Genomic DNA, 23,592 nt, shown 5'->3' with positions numbered 1-23,592 from the left:
GCCCGACCCCTTTGTGAAGCGAGTCACAGGCTGGTTCGGTTCAGGGGCCTCAGGTCGCGCCCAGTGCGCGCGACACGTCGGCGGCGGCCCGCACCACCAGTTCCGGCAGGTCGGCGGGTGCCTCGGCGAGATCGACCAGGGCCGCCGTCGACACACCGCCGATCACCTCGCCGGTGTGGTCGAACACGGCCGCGCCGACCGCCCGCACCCCGGTCTCGTTCTCCTCGTGGTCCTCGGCGTACCCGCGCTTCCGGACCTCCGCGAGCTCGGCCAGCAACGCGCCCGCGTCGGTGACCGTGCGCTCGGTGCGGGCGGGCAGACCGGTGCGCCGCACCAGCGCCCGGACCTCGTCGTCGGGCATGGCGGCCAGGATCGCCTTGCCGATGGACGTGCAGTGCAGGCGCAGGCTCATGCCCACCCGCGAAGCCAGGTGGTACGGCCGCGCGCCTTCCAGCTTGGCCGCGTAGACCGCCTCGTCCCCGGACAGCAGCGCGAGGTGGACCGTCCACCCCGTCCGCTGCTGGAGGTCGCGCAGGGTCGGGTGGACGTGCTCGGCGACGTCCAGGCGCTGGAGGAACCGGCCGGCGAGGCTGAGGATGCGCGGGCCGCCGAGGTAGCCGCCCCGACCGTCGGCGCGGGCGAAATCGCGCTGGACGAGCGTCTGCAGGATGCGGTGCACCGTCGCCTTGGGCAGGCCGGAGGCGTCGGCGATGTCGGCGATGCGCGAGTGGTCGGCGAGCGCTTCCAGGACGCTCAGCGTCTTCTCGGCCGCGGACAGCGGTGCGTCGCCAGTCATCGGCTCAATGTAGGCCAGGTTCGATCACCGCCGACGGACCACGGTGAGGTGACAGTCACCCGATCGGGTGAACGTGGTGCGCACGGCGGATCACCACGCCCGGTGCCGGCTATACCCCGACGGCCCACCGTGGTCCCACGGGCCGCGCACCGCAACGCGAAACGGACGCACCCATGGAATCCGCTGTCACCGCCGCCTACGACGTCTCGGCCGAGTTCTACGACGTCCTCCAGGAGAGACGCGACCACGCCCGTGCCCGCGACCGCTTCGGCGCCGCCGCCCGACGGGCCCGCACGGGCGTCATCGACGTCGGAGCCGGCACCGGCATCGTCGCCGACGTCCTGGTCAGGGCGACGACCGCGCCCGTGCACGCCATCGAGCCCGCCGACGCCATGCGCGCGTTCCTGCTCGACCGCCTCGCCGGGATGGCCCCACGCGACCGTGCCCGCGTCACCGTCCACCCGTGCCCCGCCCAGGACTTCCGCCTGCACCGGTCCGCCGACCTGGCCGTCGCCGCCAACGTGGTCCAGTGCCTGTCGCCCGAGGACCGCCGCGCCACCTGGCGCGCGTTGGCCGAAGCCCTCGTCCCCGGCGGCCTCCTGCTGTTCGACCCGCCCCCGGAGTCCCTGGAACGACCTGGTCAGTGGCGCCTGCCGCCCGTGCACGCGGGTGAGGACGTGTACAGCGCCCACGTCACCTCGACCCCGGAGGACGGGGTGCAGCGGCTGCACTACACCTACCGCGTCCACCGCGCCGGCACCCTGGTCCGCGAGGAGCACGAGGCGTTCACCGTCTGGCCCGCCTCGCGCGCCACCGTCACCGCCGAACTGGAGGACGCCGGCTTCACCCCGGTCCGCCCACCCCACCGGGACGTGCGCGCCGCCGTCCTGCGAGCCTGACCCGGCCGGTCAGCGCCGTGGTTCGAGCGCGCCCAGCGTCCGGGCGATCCCGTCGGCGGCGGTCCGCAGGTCGGGCACCAGTCGGGCCAGGTCGGTGCGCACCGACCGCACCACGACGCCCAGCGCGCCGGCGGGTTCCGGCCCGGCGCCGGGAATGGGCACCGCGACCGAGCACGACCCCAACGTCATCTCCTCGCTGGTCAGCGCGTACCCGCGGTCCGCCGTGGTGCGCAGTTCGCGCAGCAGGCGCGGCCGTTCGGTGATCGTGTAGGCCGTGAAGCGGGGCAGGGGGCGTTCGACGTAGCTGTGCACGAACTCGCCGCCGGCGTGGGCCAGCAGCGCCTTGCCGACGCCGGTCGGGTGCATCGGCAGCCGCGCCCCGGCCCGCGAGATGACGGGCACCGAGCGGTGGCCGCACAGCTTCTCCACGTACAGGGCGTCGAACCCGTCGTGTACCGCGAGGTGGATGTTCTCGTGGGTCGTCTCGTAGAGGTGCTGCATGAACGGCAGCGCGACCTCGCGCAGCCGGCCGGCCACCGGTGCCAGCGTGGCCACCTCCCACAACCGCAGGCCGATGCTGTAGCCGCCGTCGGCGTCGCGGTCCAGCGCGCGCCACGACACCAGTTCGGCGGCCAACCGGTGGGCCGTGGCCAGCGGCAGGTTCGCGCGCCGGGCCAGTTCCGTGATCCTCAGCCGGGGGTGCGCGGCGTCGAACGCGCCGAGCAGCGCCAGCGCCCGCCCCGTCACCGAACCCCTGGCCGTCCCGTCCGCCATGCCGGTGAACGTAACGACGGGCCGGTCGCGGAATCCGCACCGTTTCCACCCAGTGGAAGCCGTAACTGGCGATCGCGTCGCCGTGGCCGTTGAGTCGACCCCATGCGAACCCAAGTCGGAATCGTCGGTGCGGGCCCCGCCGGGCTGGTGCTGTCCCACCTGCTGGCCGAGGGCGGCATCGACTCCGTGGTGGTCGAGACGCGCAGCCGTGCGGAGATCGAGCAGACCATGCGCGCCGGTGTCCTGGAGCAGGGCACGGTGGAGTTGCTGACCGCGATGGGCGCGGGGGAGCGGGCGCTGGACGAGGGCGCCCGGCACGAGGGGATCGAGCTGAGGTTCGGCGGGGAGGGGCACCGGATCGACTTCGCCGCCCTCGCCGACCGGGCGGTGTGGCTCTACCCGCAGCACGAGGTGCTCAAGGACCTGATCGCCGCGCGACTCGCGACCGGTGCCGACATCCGGTTCGAGGTGGCCGACGTGTCGCTGCGCGACGTCGCCTCGGACAAGCCGGTCATCGCGTTCACCGAGGCCGACGGCACCCCGGTCGAGCTGGGGTGCGACGTGATCGCGGGGTGCGACGGGTCCGGCGGTGTCAGCCGGCGCACGATCCCCGACGACCAGCGGGCCGACCACTTCCGGGCCTACCCGTTCGGGTGGTTCGGCATCCTGGTCGAGGCGCCGCCGTCGTCCGACGAACTGGTCTACGCCCACTCCGAGCGGGGCTTCGCGTTGATCAGCACGCGGACGCCGGAGGTGCAGCGGATGTACTTCCAGTGCGATCCCGACGAGCGGGTCGAGGACTGGAGCGACGACCGGATCTGGGCCGAGCTCGGCGCCCGCGTCGCCGGTGACGGGTTCACCCTGGCCGAAGGCCCCATCTTCGACCGCAGCGTGATCCCCATGCGGAGCTACGTCTGCGAGCCGATGCGGCACGGTCGGCTGTTCCTGGCCGGGGACGCCGCGCACACCGTTCCGCCCACCGGGGCGAAGGGCCTCAACCTGGCCGTGGCGGATGTGGTGGTACTCGCCCGAGCGCTGGACAGCTACTTCGCCACCGGCTCCACGGATCTCCTGGACGCCTACGGCCCGACCGCGTCACGGCGGGTGTGGCGGGCCCAGCACTTCTCGTGGTGGATGACCTCGATGCTGCACACCGACCCGGCCGGATCGGTGTTCGACCTGAAGCGGCAACTGGGCGAACTGGAACTCCTCACCGCCACCACCGCCGCCGCCACCCACCTGGCCGAGGCCTACACCGGCTGGCCGATCGAACCCTGAGCCCGCCTACGCCGAATCGCCGCGCGCCGGTCTGGTCAGTGCCAGTTGCTGTGGTTGAGCACCCGGCACAGCAGGACGAGGCCGTCGACCCGGGCCGACAGCTGCCCGGCGGCCTCCACCGCGTACCGCTCCGGCCAGCTCACCCCGACCAGCTGGTACCGGCCCTCGTCGTCCGGCGGCAGCATCACCTGGTAAGGCTGGTACCCCATCAAATCGGCCTTCGCCGACGAGCCCTGCTCCCACCCGCGCAGCCGCACCCCGCGCCGGAACAGCGCGAGCCGCTCCAACGTGGCCAGCGTCGTGTACCCCATCGGGATCGCCGCGTACAGCTCATCGCCGGTGGGCTCGCGGTCGGCCGGGAACACCCGCGACGGCTTGCCCCGCGCCCAGTACAGCCGACCCGGCCACGGCAGCTCCGGGTCGAACGGGTTGCCGGCGCCCACGGGCCAGTCGTGCCCCCGGTGCTCGGGCACCACCCGGTCGGACTTGCTGTTCCAACCTCCGGCCATGACCGCGCAACCTCCTACTCGGCATCCGGCTGCTTGGCGTCCGGCCGGATGAGGGGCCGGACGGAGTCGCGGACGACGATGTGGGTGCCGAGCATGACGTGCTCGGCCGGGTCCGACTTGTCCCGCGCACGGGCGAGGGCCATCCGCACGGCGGTGCGGCCAAGCTCCTCGTGCGGCACGTGGACGGTGGTGAGGTCGATGTCCGCGGACGGCGGGAGGTCGTCGAAGCCGACCATGGAGACGTCCTCCGGTATGCGCAACCCGTGCTCCCGCAACGCCTGCCGCGCACCGGCCGCGATCAGGTCGTTGCCCGCGAAGACGGCCGTGAAGTCACGCGGCCCGGCGGCCAGCGTCTCGTTGATCATCCGGTGGCCCTCGCGCCGCTCCATGCTGCCCACGACCTCCAGACCGGGGTCGTGCGGCACGTTGTGGTCGGCCAACGCCTTGCGGTAGCCCGCGATCCGGCTCTCCGGCGTCGTGTAGCTGTCCCGCCGGCCCAGGAACAGGATACGCCGGTGGCCGGCCGACAGCAGGTGGCTCGTGATGGCGTAGGCGCCGCCGGTGTTGTCGTACTCCACCACGAGAGCGGGCACGTCGGGACCGAGCGTCGGCCGTCCACACAGGACCAGCTGCGATCCGGCGAGCGCCAGCGCGCGGGCGTAGTCGCCCATGCGCTCGCGATAGGCGTCGTCCGCCACCACGTTGCCGACGAGGATCACGCACTCGGCGTGCTCCTCGCGCATCAGCTGCACGGTCGCGAGTTCGCGTTCCGCGTCACCGCCGGTGGTGCCGACGATGCACAGCTTGCCCTCGATCGCGGCCTGGGTCTGCACGCCCTGCGCGACGTGGGCGTAGTGGGGCGACACGACGGAGTTGACGATTATCGCGACGCTGCGGCTGCTCGCACCGGCCAGCCCGCGCGCGTTCGCGTTCGCCACGTAGTCCAGCTCGCGGACCGCGCGCAGCACCTTGGTGCGGGTGGCGGGCGCGCTGGGGTAGGTGCCGGACAGGATGCGGGACACGGTCGCGACGGACACCCCCGCGTGCGCGGCCACGTCCCGGATCGTGACCGGCCGCCGCCCTTGGTCGTCGGACGCCGCGCGCCGGACCATCCCGCCCCCTGCCGTGAAACCAGCTGGTAAACCGCTTACACGCGATGTTTCCGGCTGACTGCCCTGGTGTCAAATCGTTCGCCGGTACGCCGGTTCGAGGGCTGCACGCCAGACAGACCCCTGCTGACGTTCCCGCCTGTAACCGTATCCTTTCACCGCCGCCCACCCTTGACATGCATTGCAGGTCATGCTGCGATCTGGGCGACGGTAAACGGTTAAACATCCCGCCACTTCCCGGAGCAACGCCCACCCCAGTGGAGCCCTCATGGCGATGATCTCCCGACGCAACCTCCTCCTCGGCACGGCGGCCGTCGGCGCCGCCGGTCACCTCGCCCGGCCGGCGGGGGAGGCGCACGCCGCACCCCGGACGGCGAGCGGTCTGATCGACGACGGCGTCCGGCTCAAGTGGCTGGAAGGCGGCACGCCCCGGCAGCTGGCCGCCGGCTCGACCTGGGGCGTGCCCTGGCCCAGGGGCACGGTGCCCGCGGACCAGTCCTTCGCGTTGCGCACGGCGGCCGGTCAGCCGGTGCCCGTGCAGACGTGGCCCACCGGGTACTGGCCGGACGGCTCGCTCAAGTGGACCGCCCACGCCATCGGCACCGAGGTGGCACCGGATGAGCAGTACGTGCTCACCGCCGGAACGCCCGCCGCGCCGGCGACGGCCGTGACGGTCGAGGACCGCCCCGACCACGTCGAGGTGGACACCGGCGCCATCCGGTGCGTGATCGCCAAGAAGGGCGACCAGCTGGTCCGCGCCCTCCACCGCGGCGACCGCGAGATCGCGAAGAACGGCAGGCTGGTGTGCCTGCGGCAGGACGAGCCGGGCGACGAGGACAGCACCGCGAAGCCCGAGAAGTTCACCGGCCGCACCGACAAGGTGACGGTCGAGTCGTCCGGTCCGGTCCGCGCCGTGGTCAGGATCGAGGGCGGCCACCGGCACGGCGACCGTACCTGGTTGCCGTTCACCGTGCGCCTGTACTTCTACGCCGGCAGCGACGGCATCCGCGCCGTGCACAGCTTCGTGTTCGACGGCGACGAGAAGAAGGACTTCCTGCGGGGCCTGGGCATCCGGTTCGACGTGCCGCTGCGCGACGAGCTGCACGACCGGCACGTGCGCTTCGCCGGCTCGGGCGACGGCGTGCTGGCCGAAGCGGTGCGCGGCATCACCGGGCTGCGCCGCGACCCCGGCGCGGCGGTCCGCAAGGCACAGGTCGAAGGCCGCGCCACCCCGCCGGTGCAGACGTGGGACACCCGCGTCAGCTCACGGCTGCACCTCGTCCCCGCCTTCGGCGACTACTCGCTGCGCCAGGTCACCGCCGACGGCTTCCAGATCCGCAAGCGCACCAAGGCGGGCCACGGCTGGATACCGGTCGACTCCGGCGGACGGGCCGGCGGGCTCGGCTACGTCGGCGGACCCGGTGGCGGCTTCGCCTTCGGCATGCGGAACTTCTGGCAGCTGAACCCCACCCGGCTCGACGTCCGGGGCGCGGCGGGGGAGACGGCCGAGGTCACCGTGTGGCTGTGGTCGCCCGACGCCGGAGCGATGGACCTGCGCTTCTACCACGACGGCATGGGCCAGGACACCTACCCGGAGCAGCTGGAAGGCCTGGAGATCACCTACGAGGACCACGAGCCGGGTTTCGGCACCCCGTACGGGATCGCGCGCACGACCGAGCTGGTGTTCTGGGCGCTGGGCGCGACCCCGTCCGCCGAGCGGATCGCGGAGCTGACCGACGCGGTGCGCACGCCACCCCTCGTCGTCGCGTCACCGGCGCACATGCACGCGGCGGGCGTGTTCGGCGACTGGTCGCCGGTGGACCGCTCCACCCCGGCGAGGACCCGCGTCGAGGACCGCCTCGACTTCCTGTTCGAGTTCCACAGCAGGCAGGTCGAACAGCGGTCCTGGTACGGCTTCTGGGACTACGGCGACATCATGCACACCTACGACCCCGACCGGCACGTGTGGCGCTACGACGTCGGCGGCTACGCCTGGGCCAACTCCGAGCTGTCGCCCGACCTGTGGCTCTGGTACCACTACCTGCGCACCGGCAGCGCCGAGGCGTTCCGGTTCGCCGAGGCGATGACCCGGCACACCGGCGAGGTCGACGTCTACCACCTCGGCAAGTGGCAGGACCTGGGCACGCGGCACGGAGTGCAGCACTGGGCCGACAGCGCCAAGCAGCTGCGCATCAGCACGGCGGGCTACCGGCGCTTCCTCTACTTCCTCACCGCCGACGAACGCACCGGCGACCTGATGCGCGACCTCGTGGACGCCGACAAGGCGTTCCTGGCGCTGGACCCGATCCGGAAGATCCGCACCGCGCCGTACGAGCCGGACCCGCACGCGCTCGGCGTCAGCACCGGCACCGACTGGAGCGGCCTCGCGCTCGCCTGGCTGACCGAGTGGGAGCGCGGCGGTGACCCGGTCGCCCGCGAGAAGCTGCTCAACGGGATGCGGACCATCGCCGCGATGCCCAACGGGTTCGCGCAGGGCAGCGGCCTGTACGACCTCGACGACGGCGCCTTCAAGCCCGCCGAACCGGCGGTGAGCGTCGGCTCGCTCGGCGCGGTGTTCGGGCTGGTCGAGGCGTGCAGCGAGCTCGTCTCCCTCACCGGCGACGAGCAGTTCACCGAGGCCTGGCTGCAGTACTGCCGCCTCTACAACGGCACCGCCGCCGAGCAGCAGGCCGAGACGGGCAAGTCCTGGGGCAGCCTCAACCTGCGCCAGGCGCACTCCCGGCTCACCGCCTACGCCGCGGCCAAGCTCGGCGACGCGACCCTGGCCGCGCGGGCCTGGAAGGAGTTCGACACCGGTCACGCGGGCTACCCGCGCACCCTGGAGTTCACGTCCGCGCGGCTGGAGGGGCCGGCGGTGCTCAAGCCGGTCGACGAGGCGCCCTTCGCCTCGACCAACGCCTCTTCGCAGTACGGCCTGGCCGCCATCCAGTGCCTCGCCCTGGTGGGAGACAGCCTTCCCGCGTAGTGGGGCCACCCGTCCGGACGTCACCCGCACAGGAAGTGGGAACCTCATCGTGGCTCGTTCCGCGTTCGGCCTCCCGACGCCAGACCGACGACGGTCACCGCGCACCGGCTGGACCCGGGCGCAGTGGGAGGCCCTCGCGGATCACCTGCTGACGTCCGTGGTGCCGTACGCGACGGACGACTTCGCCCAGTTCCGGCTGCCCGGTCGGGCGAGCTGGTCCGGGCCGGCGAGCGACGGGCTGGAGGGCTTCGCGCGGACGTTCCTGCTCGCCGCGTTCCGGATCGCGGGCGCGGGCGGCGACGTGCCGCCCGCGCTCCTGGAGCGCTACGCGCGGGGACTGGTGGCCGGTACCGATCCGGCGCACCCGTTCGCCTGGCCCGCCATCGCCGACATGTCCCAGCAGTTGGCCGAGGCGGCGTCGGTGGCGTTGGCGCTGCACGAGACCCGCCCGTGGCTGTTCGACCGGTTGACGCCGGCCGAGCAGGAGCGGGTCGTGGCGTGGCTGGCCGGTGCCGTCGGGAAACGCACTCCGGACAACAACTGGGTGCTCTTCCGAGTGGTCGTGGAGCAGTTCCTGGCCTCGGTCGGCGGGCCGCACGAGCCGGACGAGATCACCGGTGGGCTGGAACGGATCGAGGAGTGGTACGTCGGCGACGGCTGGTACTCCGACGGCAAGGGCAAGAACTTCGACTACTACTGCGGCTGGGCGATGCACCAGTACCCGTCGCTGTGGGCGCGGATGGCGGGCGACACGGTGCGGCAGGAGCTCTACGCGTCGCGGCTGAGCCGGTTCCTGGAGCAGTACCAGCACTTCTTCGCGGCCGACGGCGGGCCGGTGCACCAGGGACGTTCCCTGACGTACCGGTTCGCCGCGGTGGCGCCGTTCTGGCTCGGCGCGCTGACCGGCGCGTCACCCCTGCCGCCGGGCCGCACCCGCCGCATCGCCGGCGGCGTCCTGCGGCACTTCGTGGACCGGGGCGCACCGGACGACCGCGGGCTGCTCACCCTCGGCTGGTACGACGAATTCCTGCCTGTCGTGCAGGAGTACTCCGGTCCCGCGTCGCCCTACTGGGCGAGCAAAGCGTTCCTCGGCCTGCTGCTGCCGCCCGACCACCCGGTCTGGACGGACCCGGAGGAGGCGGCGCCGGTCGACGTGGCGGACCAGGTGGTGCCGCTACCGGCACCCGGCTGGCTGCTGCACACCACCCGTTCGGACGGCGTCGTCCGCTTGCTCAACCACGGCAGCGACCGCGACCGCGTGCAGCCGGCGGACGGCGTGCCCGACCCGCACTACCTCAAGTTCGCCTACACCAGCCACACCGGACCGGAGGCGGGCGGGCCGGCGTCCGGTGTGGACAACCACCTCGCCGTCATCGCTCCCGACGGCACCGCTTCCGCACGTCGGCGCATCGAGCCCTTGACCGTGTCGCAGGGCTTCGCCGCTTCGGCGTACCAGGACGGTCCCGTCCGCGTCGTGACGGCCTCGGTGGTCCGCGGCGCGGCGGAGATCAGGATCCACCAGGTCACCGCGCCGGCCGGCTGCCAGGTCCGGGACGGCGGCCACGCCCTCGCCGCGCCGGCACCGCCCGAACCCCGGGTGGGGGACGACGTTGCGCTGGCACGACGTCCGGACGGCCTGCTCAGCGCGGTGCGCGCCCTGCACGGCTACACGGGCGCGGGCGTGGTGACAGGAACGGGAACCAACGCCTACGGTCGGTGCTCGGCCACGCCGTACGTGATCGCCGACGCGCATCCCGGCGGCACCGCGGTCTACGTCAGCCTCGTGCAACTCGCGGTCCAAGAGCCGCCGATGGTCGCCGTGCGGGTCGATGAGGACGAGGTCGCCCTGTCCTTCCCCGACGCGGAGACCACCGTGATCCGCTTGGGCGACACCCCGGCGTGTGAACGCGCGCCCGCCGGCTGAGGGTGTCCCCCCGGTCTGCCGGTCGGGGGCGGCAGACCGGGGGGACCCGCTGACCGGGTCGGACGCGGCACGACCCGGTCAACGGTTATTGGACGCCCGCCGGCGGTGATCCGCTACTCGAATGCGGGCCGGTGCGCGCGAATTCAGCCCGCAGGCTGTCACCGGAGAGCGTGCGGATCGCTCGTGTCCGCATTAGGGCGGAGGGCGGCGCCGGAAGTCACCCCGGGAAACCACCCCGGGATGTCACGCCGGCGCCGCCGCGACATCACTGGTTCGCCGCGTGTTCCTCGGCCAGCTCGGCGGCGACCTGGTCGCCCCCGGCCTGCCGCCACTGGGCGACGACCTCCGGCCACGCCGACGGCGGCTTGCGGCCGAACGTGATCGCCGTGATGCCGTCCCCGATGATCTGGCCGAGCTGCGCGCCCTTGCTCGCCTCGGTGCTCGACCGGAGGCCGGTGGCCGGGTTCCGCACGCTCTTGGGCAGCGACGCCTTCTGCCAGTCGTGCACGGCCTTCGCCACGTCGCCGTGACCGGGCAGGTAGAGGACGGCCGGCGCGGTGCCGATGTACTTCGTCGGCAGCAGCGAGTTGTTCTCCTGGTCGTACAGCGCGGTGGTCTTGATGCCGTCGGCGTCCTTGGTGAAGTGCTTGCCCTCCACCCCGAAGTTGGCCAGCTCGTACTCCTCGGTGCCGAACGGCGCGCTGAGGTGGTCGACGATGCGCAGCAGCAGCTTGATCCGGGCGGGCTCGGCCTTCTTGAACGCGACGTAGCCGAAGACACCGGGGCCCTGCCAGGGCGTGGCCTGCGCCCCGTACGGCCGGCCGAGGTCGAGGGCGAACCGGCCGTTGATCTTGTTCAGGGTGGACAGCGCCACCGACCCGAAACCGTCGTGGATCGTGGCGACCGTGCCGTTGTGGAAGTGGCTCTGCATGTCGGTGGAGCTGACGGTGAGGCTGTCGGGGTAGTGCGCGCCGGTCTCGACCAGCTTGCGCATGATCTCCAAGGCCTGCTCGAACTGCGGCGTCGCGATGGTGTGGCTGAACGCGCCGCCGTCCGTCGACCACGTGTTGGGCGCGCCGACCGAACCGGCGTGGTAGGTGATCGCGCCCAGCCCGCCGAACAGCGTCTTGAACCAGCCGACGCCCCACTTGTGGTCGCCGGTCAGCTGCTTCATGCCCTCCAGGTACTGCTCGGTCGTCCAGTCCGCGGGGATGCCCGCCGCGTCCATGGCGGACCGGTTGACGAACAGGCTGTTGCCCGGCATCGGGCGTTCCAGCGGGATGCCGTAAATCCGGCCGCCGATCCGGCCCATGCCCTGCCACGCGTAGGTGGGGATGTTGGCCAGGTTCGGGAACTCCTTGACCGCGTCACCGCCGACGAACTCGGACAGGTCGGCGCCCCGGCTCCGGATGAACTCGGCCGAGTGCGCCAGCGCCAGGTTCGAGAACATGATCACGTCCGGCAGGTCGTCACCAGACGCCATCAGCGTGGTCATCTTCTGCTTGTACTCGGGGTCCGGCACGACGGTGATCTTCAGGTTGACGCCGAGCGCCGCGTTGACCGCCTGCCAGTACGAGTTCTCGCCGACCGGCTTCGGCGGCGCGCCGAACGACACGACCATCACCGTGACGTCGGAACCGTCGCCCACCGGGTTGCCCACCGACCGCACGAGCTTCTCGGGGTACTTCAGGTAGAGCGGCTGCACGCCCGATGCGTCACCGGGCGCGTCCGGTGCGGGGCCGGGGAACGGCACGTACGACGGCCAGGGGGTGAGGTCCTTGCCCGCGTTGGAGACGTCGCCGGACGAGCCACCGGTTCCGCACCCCGTGAGGAAGGACGGTGCGGCCAAGCCGAGCGCGCCGAGTCCCGCCAGCCGCAGCAGGGAACGGCGGTCGATGCGGTGATCCATGGGGGATTCCTGTCCAGTGGTTGGCGGTGGGGACGGGTTTCAGGCCTTCAGGGCACCGGTGACGACGCCCTTGACGAAGTAGCGCTGCAAGAACGGGTAGACGCACACGATGGGCAGCGTCGCCAGCACGACCACGGCCATCTGGACGGACTGCGGTGACGTGGTGGCCAGTTCGCCGGAGGTCTCGGCGAGCGACGCGCCACCCGTGACGTACTGCCGCAGCACCGTGCCGATCGGCCACCTGGTCTGGTCGTTGAAGTAGATGATCGCCTCGAAGAAGCGGTTCCAGTACGCGACCGCGTAGAACAGGCCGATCACCGCGATGACGGCCTTCGACAGCGGCAGCACGATCCGGCGCAGGATCGCGAGCTCGCCCGCGCCGTCGATCCGGGCCGCGTCGATCAGCTCCGGCGGGATCGACTGGAAGAAGCCGCGCATCACGACCAGGTTGAACACGTTGACCAGGAACGGCAGGACCAGCGCGGCGTACTGGTCGAACAGCCCGGCGCTCCGTACCACCAGGAACAGCGGCACCATCCCCGGCGGGAACAGGAACGTGAACAGCACCAGCAGCAGCAGGGGTTTGCCGCCGTAGACCTTCGGCCGGCTCAGCGTGTAGGCCAGGCCGACGGTGCACGCCAGGCTCAGCGCCGTGCCGACCAGGGTGATGCCGGCGCTGACGAGCATCGCGCGGGTGATGATCCCGCCCTGGAGGATCTCGGTGTACGCGCCGAAGGAGAACTCGCCGGGCCACACCACCCAGCCGCCGTTCTCGATGACGGTCTGCGGGTCGGCCAGGCTCGTCGCCAGGACCGTCCACAGCGGGAAGATCACCAGCAGCACCACCACGGTCAACGCCACGGCCTTGGCGACGCGCACCGCGACCGTGGGCCGACCCATCCACGCCGGAGCGGCGCCAGTCCTGCTCATGAGTGGTAAACCCCCTGCTCGCCCAGCCGGTGCGCCACCTTGTTGGCGGCGTAGACGAGCGCCACGCCGATCACGCCCTTGAACAGCCCGACGGCCGCGGCGTAGCCGAAGTCGCCGCTCGCGAAGCCGGTGAAGTACACGAACGTCTCCAGCACCTCGCCGGTCTCCGGGCCGACCGACTGCCGCTGGAGGAAGAACTGCTCGAACCCGATGGACAGGAACTCGCCCAGCCGCAGCACCAGCAGCAGCGCGATGACCGGCCTGATCGCGGGCAGCGTCACGTGCCACAGCCGCCGCCAGTAGCCCGCGCCGTCCAGCGCCGCCGCCTCGTACTGCTGTTCATCCACTTGGGACAGTGCGGCGAGGAAGATGATGGTGGCCCAGCCGCACTCCTTCCAGATGAGCTGCGCGATCACCAGCGGCCCGTACGCGTCGGGGTTGCCGATGATCGAGACCGTGCCCAGGCCGAGGTCCGACAGCCACCCGTTCAGCGCGCCCGCGCCGCCCAGCACCTGCTGGAACAGCGCCACCACGATCACCCACGACAGGAAGTGCGGCAGGTAGACCACGCTCTGCACGAACCGCCGCACGGTGTCGCCCACGACGCTGTTCAGCAGCAGCGCGAGGGCCAGCGGCGCGGGGAAGAAGAACACCAGCTGGAGGGCGGCGATGACCAGCGTGTTCCGCACCGCGTTCCAGAACTCCGGGTCGCCGAACATGCGCTCGAAGTGCGCCAGGCCGACCCACTCGCTGCCGGAGACGCCGAGGAACGGGACGAAGTCCTGGAAGGCCAGCACGTTCCCGAACAGGGCGCCGTAGTGGAAGACCAGGAAGTAGACCAGGCCCGGCGCCGCGACGACCAGCAGCACCCGGTCCGCCCGGATGCGACGCAGGTGACCTGAGCGCGAGCTGTCGTCCTTGGGCCCGGGTGGTGCCGTCTCGACCGGAGGGCTGGTGCCACCAGCGCCGCCGCGGACCCGCGTCATGCTCACGTCAGAGGCCTCTCTCGCGGTGCAGAGCCGAAACAGAATGTTCACCAAGATAAAACGGTTACATTGGCCCGTCAACAGGCGGCTGGCGGCCGGTTTGCGCTCTTAGGCGCACGTAGGCATGGTGAGGTGGCCTAGCGGGGAGCGTTGTGGGCCGAGCTCGGATGTGCGTAGAGTGAGGTCGGTATGGAAACGTTTACATAGGTCGGCGCCCGCTGATCCACCGATAGGAGCCCACTCCGTGCCACGGCGACCTGTCGCGGTCTTCGCCCTCGCCCCCTGGGCGCACCGCGACGTCTTCCCACCCGACCTCGTCACCCGGCTGCGGCAGCTGGTGGACGTCGACCCGGGGACGACGTTCACGTCGTTCGAGGGTCGGGCAGCCGCGGCGGCGTTGGCGGAAGCGGACATCCTGCTCACCGGGTGGGGCTGCCCCCGCATCGACGCCGACGTGGTGGCCGCCGCGCCGAGGTTGCGGGTCGTCGTCCACGCCGCCGGCACCGTCAAGGCCCGCCTCGACCCGGTCGTGTTCGAACGCGGTCTGGTGGTGTCCTCCGCGGCCGAGGTCAACGCGGTCCCGGTGGCCGACTACACCATGGCCATGCTGGTCCTGGGCGCCAAGCGGGCGTTCAGCCGGGCCAGGCGTTACGCGACCGCCGGTGAGGACGCGCCGCGCGACTGGCTCGCCGGTGACGGCACCGGGTTGCACGACTGCACCGTCGGGGTCGTCGGCGCCTCCCGGATCGGTCGGCTGGTGCTGCGCCGCCTCCGGGCGTTCGACGTCGAAGTCCTGCTCTACGACCCGCACGTGACCGCGGCCGACGCGGCGGGTCTCGGCGTCGAGCGGGTGGGTCTGGACGACCTGTGCCGGCGGAGCGACCTCGTCAGCGTGCACGCGCCGGCCCTGCCCGAGACCCACCACATGCTCGACGCCCGTCGGCTCGGACTCCTGCCCGACGGCGCGGTCGTCCTCAACACCGCCCGCGGATCGCTGATCGACACCGAGGCGCTGACGAGGTCCTGCGTCGACGGCCGGATCTCCGCCATCCTCGACGTCACCGACCCGGAGCCGCTGCCGCCGGGGCACCCGCTGCTGACCCTGCCCAACGTCCTGGTCACCCCGCACCTGGCCGGCGCGCAGGGGCGCGAGGTGCGCACGCTGGGCGAGTTCGCCGTCGCGGAGGTGGGTCGGTACCTGAAGGGCGTGCCACTGCTCGGGCGGGTGGAGCCCGAGCAGCTGCCGTACATCGCCTGACGCCTCGACCCGCCGGGTGGTCATCGCGGGGCGGCGGCGTGCGGGGTGTCGGCGAGCAGGGCGGCGGCGATGTCCTCGCCCAGGCGTTCGAGCAGCGGCTCGGCCTGCTCGTGGCAGCGGGTGGTGTCGGGTTCCAGGTCGGTCAGGGTGAACGCGCGCGCGAACCCGGCGGCGGCCAGCTCTGCGCGGTCGAGCGCGCAGCTCCCGGCCGCGGCGACGACGGTGGCACCGGCCCGCCGTGCCGCCGCGGCCACACCGGCGGGAGCCTTGCCGCGCAGCGTCTGGTGGTCCAGGCGGCCCTCACCGGTGACGACCAGCCGTGCACCCGTCAACCGCTGCTCCAGGCCGGTCAGCTCCAACACCAGGTCGATACCCCGACGTGCGCTCGCGCCCAGCGTGAACAGGGCGAACCCGCTCCCGCCCGCGGCGCCCGCGCCGGGCAGCGGCGCCGCGTCCACCCCGGTCGCCGCGTGCAGCAGGTCGGCCCAGCGGGCGAGGGCGGCGTCCAGTTCGGCGACCGCGGCCGTGTCGGCGCCCTTCTGCGGCCCGTAGACCGCCGCCGCGCCGTGCGCGCCCAGCAGCGGGTTGTCCACGTCGCAGGCCACCACCAGTTCCACCCGGTCCGGCCCGGTCAACCCCGCGTGCAGCCCGGTCACGTCGACCGCGCGGACGGCGGCCAGCGGTGACGTCGTGGCGTCCAGCTCGGTCCCCCCGGCGTCGAACAGGCGTGCGCCGAGGGCCGCGAGCAGGCCGGAGCCGCCGTCGGACGTGGCACTGCCGCCGAGCCCCACCACGACGGTGCGGTGGCCCGCGTCCAGCGCCGCCGCGATCAGCCGACCGGTGCCGTACGTGGACGACTCAGCCGCCCGCCGAGGTGTCGACGGCACGTCCGCGACCAGGTCGAGCCCGGAAGCGGCGGCCAGCTCGACCACCGCCACGCCGTCGCGGGACGCGTAGGCCGCCTGGACCGGCCGGCCCAGCGGATCGGTCGAGCTGACGGGCACGGACGTGAAGCCCGCGCCGGCCAGGGCGTCGAGCGTGCCGTCGCCGCCGTCGGCCACGGGGTGCTCGTGCACCACCGGCGCGGTCGAGTGACGACGCAGGCCGCGCGCGACGGCGGCCGTGGCCCGTCGGGCGGACAGCGAGCCCTTGAACGAGTCCAGCGCTACGACCACGTGGTTCGTCACCGGATGAGGAAAGCGCTTTCCGTTGCCTCTTGTCAACGGCACCCGGCGGCGACGTGTGCCCTTGACGAGGTGTCGACCGCGGCCAATACTGCTTGGAAAGCGCTTTCCAGTTGAAGGGGTCCCGGGTGGACAAGATCGTCATCGCGCTCAACGGTGTGACCGGCCGGATGGGCTACCGCCAGCACCTGGTCCGGTCCGTCCTCGCCATCCGGGACGAGGGCGGGCTCGCGCTGCCGGACGGCCGGCGCGTCCAGGTGGAACCGGTCCTGGTCGGCCGGAACGAGGCCAAGCTGCGCGACATCGCCGAGCGCCACGACGTCAAGCGCTGGAGCACGGACCTGGACGCGGTGCTCGCCGACGACGAGGTGTCGGTCTACTTCGACGCCCAGATCACCGCAACCCGTGAAGAGGCGCTGACCGCCGCGATCGACGCGGGCAAGCACGTCTACACCGAGAAGCCGACCGCCACCACCGTCGAGGGCGCGCTCGCGCTGGCCCGCCGGGCGCGGGAAGCCGGCATCGTCGCGGGCGTGGTGCACGACAAGCTCTACCTGCCCGGCCTGCTGAAGCTGCGCCGCCTGGTCGAGAGCGGGTTCTTCGGCCGGGTGCTGTCCGTGCGCGGCGAGTTCGGCTACTGGGTGTTCGAGGGCGACCTCCAGCCCGCGCAGCGGCCCAGCTGGAACTACCGCGAGGAGGACGGCGGCGGCATCGCCGTGGACATGCTCTGCCACTGGAACTACGTGCTGGAGAACCTGTTCGGCAAGGTCCGCGGCGTGTCCGCCAAGGCGGTCACCCACGTGCCCCGCCGCTGGGACGAGACCGGCGAGCCCTACGACGCCACCGCTGACGACGCCACCTACGCCACGTTCGAGCTCGACGGCGGGATCATCGCGCAGGTCAACTCCTCCTGGTGCGTGCGCGTCCACCGGGACGAGCTGGTCGAGTTCCAGGTCGACGGCACGGAGGGCAGCGCCGTCGCCGGCCTGCGCCGCTGCGTCGCCCAGCACCGGGCGAACACCCCGAAGCCCGTGTGGAACCCCGACCTGGCCGTGCCGGAGGACTTCCGCGCCGGGTGGTCGGAGATCCCGGACAACGCCGACTTCGACAACGGCTTCAAGGTCCAGTGGGAGGAGTACCTGCGCGACGTGCTGGCCGGCCGCCCGCACGCGCACGACCTGATGTCCGGCGCACGCGGCATCAACCTGGCCCGACTCGGCCTGGAGTCGTCCGCTCGACGCCGCTGGGTCGAGGTCCCGGAGCTGTCGCTGTGAGCGCCCTCGCGCTCCGGCACGACGTCGGGTCCTCGCTGACCATCGGGGACGGCGAGGTCGACCTCGTCCGCTACGTGTACGTGCCCGACACCCCGCGCCTGGAGTCGCCCAAGCCGTTCCTCCACCCGATCCACACCCGGTCCGGGCGCCTGGTGAGCCTGTTCCGCCCGCACGACCACGTGTGGCACAAGGGCATCGCCTGGTCGCTGCCGCACGTCGGCGACGAGAACTTCTGGGGCGGACCCACCTACGTCCACGGGCAGTTCTACGTGCAGCTGGACAACAACGGCACGCAACAGCACCGCCGCGTGGTCGACGTCGGCGTCGAGGGGGAGACCGCCCGGTTCACCCACGAGCTGGACTGGATCACCCAATCCGGGCACACCGTCATCACCGAGCGCCGCACGATCACCGCCGCCCTCCTGTCCGACGCGGCGTGGGCGCTCACCTTCGACACCGCCATGACCAACATCTCCGGCCAAGGAATCGCCTTCGGCTCGCCGACCACGCGCGGCCGGGAGAACGCCGGTTACGGCGGGTTGTTCTGGCGCGGCCCGCGCTCGTTCACCGGCGGCGGCGTCGTCACGCCCGACGGCGTCGGCGGTGACGAGCTGCGCGGCCGGCGTGCCGAGTGGATGGCCTTCGCGGGCCGTCACGACGGCGACGACGCGGAGTCCCTGGTCCTCGTGGTCGACCACTCGGCCAACCCGCACCACCCGCCGCGCTGGTTCACCCGGACCGAGGAGTTCGCCTGCCTGAACCCGGCGCCGTTCTTCAGCGAAGAGCTGGTCGTGGCCGACGGCGACACCGTGCGCTTCCGCTACGGCACGGGTGTGGCCGACGGTGGCGCGGCGGACGCGGCGGCCCTGGCCGACTCCGTGTGCCGGGTGCTGCGCCGCGAGGACGCGAGGAAGCCGACGTGAGCACCTTCCCGGGCGGGACCTCGTTGTCGTTCCTGGACGTCTACGACGACGCCGCGCCGGACGGTGTCGCCGGCGGCAGCCCGCACGTGCACCTGGCCTCGACCGAGTGCTACGTGGTCGTCGGGGGGAGGGGTGAACTGCACACGGTGACCGTCGACGGGTGCCGCGAGATCGCACTGGGCCACGGGACGGTCGTCTGGTTCACGCCCGGCACCCTCCACCGCGCCGTCAACCACGGCGACCTGCGGGTGGTCGTCCTGATGGACAACGCCGGCCTGCCCGAAGCCGGCGACGCCGTCATGACGTTCCCACCCGACGTAATCGCCGACCCGGACCGCTACCGCGCCGCAGCGACCTTGCCGGTGCGGGCGACGGAGGCCGAACGCGCCGCCGACGCCCGCGAGCGGCGCGACCTCGCGGTGGAGGGCTTCACCCGCATCCGCGACGCGACCCGCCACGGGGACCTGGCGCCGTTGCGCGAGTTCCACGCCGCTGCGGCGGCCTTGGTCCGAGGGCGTGCCGGGCGCTGGCCCGCGATCGTGCGCGACGGCCCCCTCAGCCGGGCCGAGACCGGCCTGGCCGTGACCAGCGACCTGACCGTGGGCGTGGCCGGGCACCTCGAACGGGCAGCCGTGTTCCAGGCTCCCGAACACCCGGGGGAACGGGCGTTCGGCATGTGCGGACGCCTTCGCCCCTACGCCGTGGACCAGCCGGTAGTCGAGAAGGAGCACACTTCGTGACCACTTACACCTGCGCGATCGTCGGCACGGGCGCGATCGCCGCCGCGCACGCCGAGGCGGTCGTCCGGTCGGCCGGCCGCGCCCGGCTCGTCGGCGCGGTCGACGTCCAGGCCGAGCGGGCGACGGCCTTCGGCGCGCAGTGGGACGTGCCGACCTACGGGAGCCTGGCCGAACTGCTCGACGCGCAGCGACCCGACCTGGTCCACCTCTGCACGCCGCCCGGTTCCCACCTGGCGCTCGCGCTGGAGTGCCTGGCGGCCGGCGCGTCGCCCGTGGTCGAGAAGCCGCCGGTGCTGTCGCTGGCCGAGTTCGACCGGCTGCGCGCCGCCGAGACCGAGGCCGGCGTGCCCGTGGCCACCGTGTTCCAGCACCGGTTCGGCTCAGGGGCGGTCCGGTTGCGGCGACTGGTGGCCGAGGGCGTGCTGGGTCGACCGCTGCTGGCATCGGCGGACACCCTGTGGTTCCGCGACGACGACTACTTCGCGGTGCCGTGGCGGGGCCGCTGGGACCTGGAGGGCGGCGGGCCGACGATGGGCCACGGCATCCACCAGTTCGACCTGCTGCTGTCGATCCTGGGCCAGTGGACCAGCGTCACCGCCGTCGCCGCCCGCCAGGCCAGGCCGACCGACACCGAGGACGTGTCCGCCGCGCTGGTCCGGTTCGAGTCGGGCGCGATCGCCACCGTGGTCAACTCGGTGGTCTCGCCGCGCCAGACCAGCCGGCTGCGCTTCGACTTCGAGCACGCGACCGTCGAACTGGAACACCTCTACGGCTACTCGGACGCGGATTGGCGCCTCACCGCCGCACCCGGCGCGCCGGACGTCCTGCCGGCGTGGACGAGCGAGCCCGCGGACACCCCGAGCAGCCACACCGCCCAGGTGAACGCCATCCTCGACGCGTTGGACGCCGGCCGCAGGCCACCCGTCTCCACCGCCGACACACGGGTGACCGTCGAGTTCGTGGCGGCCGTCTACGCCTCCGCGTTCACCGGGAAGACGATCGGGCGGGGCGAGATCACCGAGGGCCACCCGTTCTACGGCAGCATGGCCGGCAGCGGGGTCCCCTGGCTCGACACCGCGACGCGAGTCCGGTGACGACCCGTCGACCGGAGGTCGGACGCCGCCCTGAACAGCGGTAGCCGGTGCGGGGCGGCGGGTGCTACTCACTACGTGGCAGCAGGACACCGTCGAGGAAGGGCTGGTCGCCATGTCGCAGAGGTTCGGCCTTCGTCTCGCGGTGGTGCTGATCGCCGCCTGCGGTGTGCTCGCCCCGACGGGCGTCGCCCAGGCCGCCACCGTCGACCAGGTCTGCGCCGGCACGTGGGCGGTCACCTACGACCCGCCGATCACCAACACGCCGACGGCCGTGAACGGCCACCTCACCGGCTTCTTCCCCGCCTGCACGAACCTCGGGGCGCCCGGTGCGTCGTACTCCCAGACGTTCATCGACACGGTGTCGTGCGCGACGCTCCTCAGCTCGGGAGCGGCGTCGCGCACGTACACGTGGAGCAACCCGTCGGCCGCACCGACGACGTTCGAGTACAACTGGACGGTCACCGTCGTCGGCGGCGAATCCGTGATCACCAACACCGGGCTGGTCACCGACGGCGCGTTCGCCCCCGCGAGCGCGGAGCAGGTGGCGACACTCGTCACACCGGACGCCCTGAAGTGCGCCGGCGAGGGCATCTCCAGCCTCACCGGCCCCACGACGCTGACCATCTTCCGCCCGTAGCGGGCCCAGCTGATCCGTTCGACTCACCACCGTGCCGGGTATGATGGCTTGCTCGGCACCTGGCTCCTGGCGTCCGTCACGGTCGTGCAGGTGCCCGGTGTGTCACGAAACGGACCTGGACGGGGTCGAAGGCGGATGAGCGAGGCGCGGAGCTCGGAGATGCGGCTGCGCGTGTTGGAGACGGTCACCGACAGCACGCTCAGGTACCTCGACCTCGAAAAGCTCTTCGACGTGTTGCTGTGGCAGGTGCGCGAGCTGTTCGCGGTCGACACCGTCACCGTCCTGCTGGCCGACGCCGGCGGCAGGCAACTCGTCGCGAAGGCGACCGCCGGCCTGGAGGCCGAGGTCGTCCAAGGCGTCCGGGTACCGGTGGGCACGGGCTTCGCCGGGCAGGTCGCCCAGCGCCGGGAACCGGTGTGGATCGACCGCGTCGACGAGTTCACGGTGGTGAACCCGCTGCTGCGCGAGCGGGGTCTGAGGGCCTTGCTCGGCGTGCCGATGGTCGCCCAGGGACACCTCACCGGAGTGCTGCACGTGGGCAGCACCACGCCCCGGCGGTTCACCGACGAGGAGATCGAGCTGCTGCAGCTGGTCGCGGACAGGCTGGCGATGGCGGCGCACATGCACCGGTCGCGTGCGGAACGGGCCGCGACCACCCTGCTCCAGGACAGCCTCCTGCCCGAGCGCCTGCCCGCCACCGACGGGTGGCAGCTGGCCGCCCGCTACGTCCCGGGCGCGGACAGCGGCGTCGGCGGCGACTGGTACGACGTGTTCGCGCTCCCCGGCGGGCGCATCGGCCTGGTGATCGGCGACGTCGTCGGCCACGGACTGGCCGCCGCGATCGTCATGGGCCGGCTCCGCAGCGCGTTGCGCGCCTACGCGCTGGAGTTCGCCGACCCCGCGGAGGTGCTGGGCAAGCTCGACCGGAAGGCCAGCCACTTCGAGGACTACACGATGGCCACGGTCGCCTACGCGGTGATCGACACGGCGACGTCCCGGATGGATCTCGCCATGGCGGGCCACCTCCCGCCCGTCCTCGCCGTGCCGGGGCAGCCCGCCGTCTTCGTCGACGCACCGGTCGACCCGCCCGTCGGCTACAACCTCGGCATCACCGGCCGGCGCGGCGTCGGAGTCGACCTGCCGGTCGGCGCGCTGGTCGCCCTGTACACCGACGGGCTGGTGGAGCGGCGCGGACTGGACCTGGACGACCGGCTGGAGCTGCTCCGGCAGTCGGTGTCCCCGGCGCCGCCGGAAGTGGCCTGCGTCCGGATCATGAACGCCCTCGTCGGCGACCGGCCCGCCACCGACGACATCGCCCTGCTGACGATCCTGCACGGCTCCGACCACGGGCAGCCGACCCAGTAGTTCCGGACGCCTGCCGCTGCCGTCGACACCGCTGCGGTTGACACCTTTCGTTGATTTGATCGAAACTTCAGGCGAGGCCGGTTCCTGATCACGGGATCGCGGTCGCCGTCGCCGTCTCCACCCTCCCCGTGTCGAAGGAGAGCTCTGGTGATGATCGGTTCTGGCCGTCCGAGAATCCGTCCGGCGGTCGTCATGTCGGCGATAGCGGCGCTGACGTTCGCCGGAACGCTGACCGCGATAGGGATTTCCGACTCCGCGGTGGCGGCGGAGGTGTCGCAGCAGCCCGGCACCGGCAGCACCCTCGGCGAGGCGGCGAAGCGGACCGGTCGCTACTTCGGCACGGCGGTCGCGGCCACCAAGCTGAGTGATCCGACGTACGCCGGGATCCTGAACCGCGAGTTCACCATGGTCACTCCCGAGAACGAGATGAAGCTCGACGCGACGGAGCCGGCGCAGGGCCGGTTCACCTTCACGGTCGCGGACCGGATCGTGGACCACGCGCGGGCGCAGGGGATGCAGATCCGCGGGCACACGCTGGTGTGGCACTCGGCGCAGCCGAGCTGGTTGCAGAGCCTGTCGGGCACGGCGTTGCGCAACGCGATGGTGAACCACGTGACGCAGGTCGCGACGTACTACCGCGGCAAGATCCATTCGTGGGACGTGGTGAACGAGGCGTTCCAGGACGGTTCGTCGGGTGCGCGTCGTGACTCGAACCTGCAGCGGACGGGGGACGACTGGATCGAGGCGGTGTTCCGGGCGGCGCGGTCGGCGGACCCGGGTGCGAAGCTCTGCTACAACGACTACAACATCGACGACTGGACGCACGCGAAGACGCAGGCGGTCTACCGGATGGTGCAGGACTTCAAGTCCCGTGGTGTGCCGATCGACTGCGTCGGGTTCCAGTCGCACTTCACCAGTCAGAGCCCGGTGCCGTCCAACTACCAGACCACGTTGCAGAACTTCGCGAACCTCGGTGTGGACGTGCAGATCACCGAGTTGGACATCGAGGGTTCGGGT

20 protein-coding genes are annotated in these 23,592 nt (G+C 72.1%); 12 read left to right on the top strand and 8 right to left on the bottom strand.

Translation table 11 applies throughout. The features are described 5' to 3' along the window. Positions 1-49 precede the first annotated feature (49 nt). Positions 50-796, bottom strand: a complete 747-nt coding sequence (locus tag OQ02_RS31775; RefSeq protein ID WP_033442338.1) for an IclR family transcriptional regulator — start codon at positions 794-796, stop codon at positions 50-52. A 173-nt stretch (positions 797-969) separates the two neighbouring features. On the opposite strand from OQ02_RS31775, the gene OQ02_RS31770 reads away from it, so the two are divergent. Next, positions 970-1,695, top strand: a complete 726-nt coding sequence (locus OQ02_RS31770; protein WP_033442337.1) for a class I SAM-dependent methyltransferase — start codon at positions 970-972, stop codon at positions 1,693-1,695. 9 nt (positions 1,696-1,704) lie between these two features. Here OQ02_RS31770 and OQ02_RS31765 read toward each other — a convergent pair whose 3' ends face one another. After that, positions 1,705-2,469 carry an IclR family transcriptional regulator gene (locus tag OQ02_RS31765; RefSeq protein WP_033442336.1) on the bottom strand — a complete coding sequence of 255 codons (765 nt, stop codon included), beginning with the start codon at positions 2,467-2,469 and terminating at the stop codon, positions 1,705-1,707. Between the two features lie 102 nt (positions 2,470-2,571). Between OQ02_RS31765 and OQ02_RS31760 the strand changes: the two genes are divergently transcribed. Then, the gene (locus OQ02_RS31760; RefSeq protein WP_033442335.1) at positions 2,572-3,747 is read left to right on the top strand and encodes a 4-hydroxybenzoate 3-monooxygenase; all 1,176 of its coding nucleotides are present in this window, start codon (positions 2,572-2,574) and stop codon (positions 3,745-3,747) included. 35 nt (positions 3,748-3,782) lie between these two features. Here the strand turns inward: OQ02_RS31760 and OQ02_RS31755 are convergent, their stop codons facing one another. Both OQ02_RS31755 and OQ02_RS31750 read right to left on the bottom strand, forming a co-directional pair. Further along, a complete protein-coding gene (locus OQ02_RS31755; protein ID WP_033442334.1) occupies positions 3,783-4,256 on the bottom strand; it encodes a hypothetical protein in 474 nt (157 codons plus the stop codon). Positions 4,257-4,270: 14 nt separating this feature from the next. Next, positions 4,271-5,368 carry a LacI family DNA-binding transcriptional regulator gene (locus tag OQ02_RS31750; protein ID WP_033442333.1) on the bottom strand — a complete coding sequence of 366 codons (1,098 nt, stop codon included), beginning with the start codon at positions 5,366-5,368 and terminating at the stop codon, positions 4,271-4,273. Positions 5,369-5,633: 265 nt separating this feature from the next. On the opposite strand from OQ02_RS31750, the gene OQ02_RS31745 reads away from it, so the two are divergent. Further along, entirely contained in the window at positions 5,634-8,351 is a 2,718-nt protein-coding gene (locus OQ02_RS31745; RefSeq protein WP_033442332.1) for an exo-rhamnogalacturonan lyase family protein, read from the top strand. Between the two features lie 49 nt (positions 8,352-8,400). Beyond that, the gene (locus OQ02_RS31740; RefSeq protein WP_051773042.1) at positions 8,401-10,275 is read left to right on the top strand and encodes a DUF2264 domain-containing protein; all 1,875 of its coding nucleotides are present in this window, start codon (positions 8,401-8,403) and stop codon (positions 10,273-10,275) included. A gap of 265 nt (positions 10,276-10,540) precedes the next feature. Here OQ02_RS31740 and OQ02_RS31735 read toward each other — a convergent pair whose 3' ends face one another. The 3 genes from OQ02_RS31735 to OQ02_RS31725 are packed head-to-tail and all read right to left on the bottom strand — an operon-like array spanning position 10,541 to position 14,100. Beyond that, the gene (locus OQ02_RS31735; RefSeq protein WP_033442331.1) at positions 10,541-12,184 is read right to left on the bottom strand and encodes an extracellular solute-binding protein; all 1,644 of its coding nucleotides are present in this window, start codon (positions 12,182-12,184) and stop codon (positions 10,541-10,543) included. A 39-nt stretch (positions 12,185-12,223) separates the two neighbouring features. Then, positions 12,224-13,114, bottom strand: a complete 891-nt coding sequence (locus OQ02_RS31730; RefSeq protein WP_033442330.1) for a carbohydrate ABC transporter permease — start codon at positions 13,112-13,114, stop codon at positions 12,224-12,226. Beyond that, positions 13,111-14,100 (bottom strand): ABC transporter permease, encoded by a 990-nt coding sequence (locus OQ02_RS31725; RefSeq protein ID WP_081916082.1) that lies wholly within the window; start codon positions 14,098-14,100, stop codon positions 13,111-13,113. The genes OQ02_RS31730 and OQ02_RS31725 overlap by 4 nt, the downstream gene beginning before the upstream one ends. A gap of 244 nt (positions 14,101-14,344) precedes the next feature. Here OQ02_RS31725 and OQ02_RS31720 point away from each other — a divergent pair, with 244 nt between their 5' ends. Further along, positions 14,345-15,358 (top strand): hydroxyacid dehydrogenase, encoded by a 1,014-nt coding sequence (locus OQ02_RS31720; RefSeq protein WP_033442329.1) that lies wholly within the window; start codon positions 14,345-14,347, stop codon positions 15,356-15,358. A gap of 20 nt (positions 15,359-15,378) precedes the next feature. Here the strand turns inward: OQ02_RS31720 and OQ02_RS31715 are convergent, their stop codons facing one another. After that, complete coding sequence (locus OQ02_RS31715; RefSeq protein WP_033442328.1) at positions 15,379-16,545, bottom strand: glycerate kinase; 1,167 nt, start codon at positions 16,543-16,545, stop codon at positions 15,379-15,381. Between the two features lie 167 nt (positions 16,546-16,712). Between OQ02_RS31715 and OQ02_RS31710 the strand changes: the two genes are divergently transcribed. The 7 genes from OQ02_RS31710 to OQ02_RS31680 form a co-directional block, all read left to right on the top strand. Further along, complete coding sequence (locus OQ02_RS31710) at positions 16,713-17,816, top strand: Gfo/Idh/MocA family protein (protein ID WP_051773052.1); 1,104 nt, start codon at positions 16,713-16,715, stop codon at positions 17,814-17,816. Further along, on the top strand, positions 17,813-18,739 hold the full coding sequence (locus tag OQ02_RS31705; RefSeq protein ID WP_033442327.1) for a PmoA family protein: 927 nt from the start codon (positions 17,813-17,815) through the stop codon (positions 18,737-18,739). Before OQ02_RS31710 ends, OQ02_RS31705 begins: the two co-directional genes overlap by 4 nt. Beyond that, positions 18,736-19,479, top strand: coding sequence for a cupin domain-containing protein (locus tag OQ02_RS31700; RefSeq protein WP_033442326.1), 744 nt, complete (start codon positions 18,736-18,738; stop codon positions 19,477-19,479). Before OQ02_RS31705 ends, OQ02_RS31700 begins: the two co-directional genes overlap by 4 nt. After that, positions 19,476-20,573, top strand: coding sequence for a Gfo/Idh/MocA family protein (locus OQ02_RS31695; protein WP_033442325.1), 1,098 nt, complete (start codon positions 19,476-19,478; stop codon positions 20,571-20,573). The genes OQ02_RS31700 and OQ02_RS31695 overlap by 4 nt, the downstream gene beginning before the upstream one ends. Positions 20,574-20,634: 61 nt before the next feature. Beyond that, a complete protein-coding gene (locus OQ02_RS31690) occupies positions 20,635-21,210 on the top strand; it encodes a hypothetical protein (RefSeq protein WP_033442324.1) in 576 nt (191 codons plus the stop codon). Between the two features lie 135 nt (positions 21,211-21,345). Next, a complete protein-coding gene (locus OQ02_RS31685; protein ID WP_051773041.1) occupies positions 21,346-22,575 on the top strand; it encodes a PP2C family protein-serine/threonine phosphatase in 1,230 nt (409 codons plus the stop codon). Positions 22,576-22,725: 150 nt separating this feature from the next. Continuing rightward, the coding region (locus OQ02_RS31680; RefSeq protein WP_033442381.1) for an endo-1,4-beta-xylanase at positions 22,726-23,592 on the top strand (867 nt) is incomplete at its 3' end.

Origin of the sequence: Saccharothrix sp. NRRL B-16314 (assembly GCF_000716595.1) — a bacterium.
GTDB lineage: Bacteria > Actinomycetota > Actinomycetes > Mycobacteriales > Pseudonocardiaceae > Actinosynnema.
Note: the sequence above shows the minus strand (reverse complement) of the source record. Positions and strands in the feature narration are given on the sequence as shown.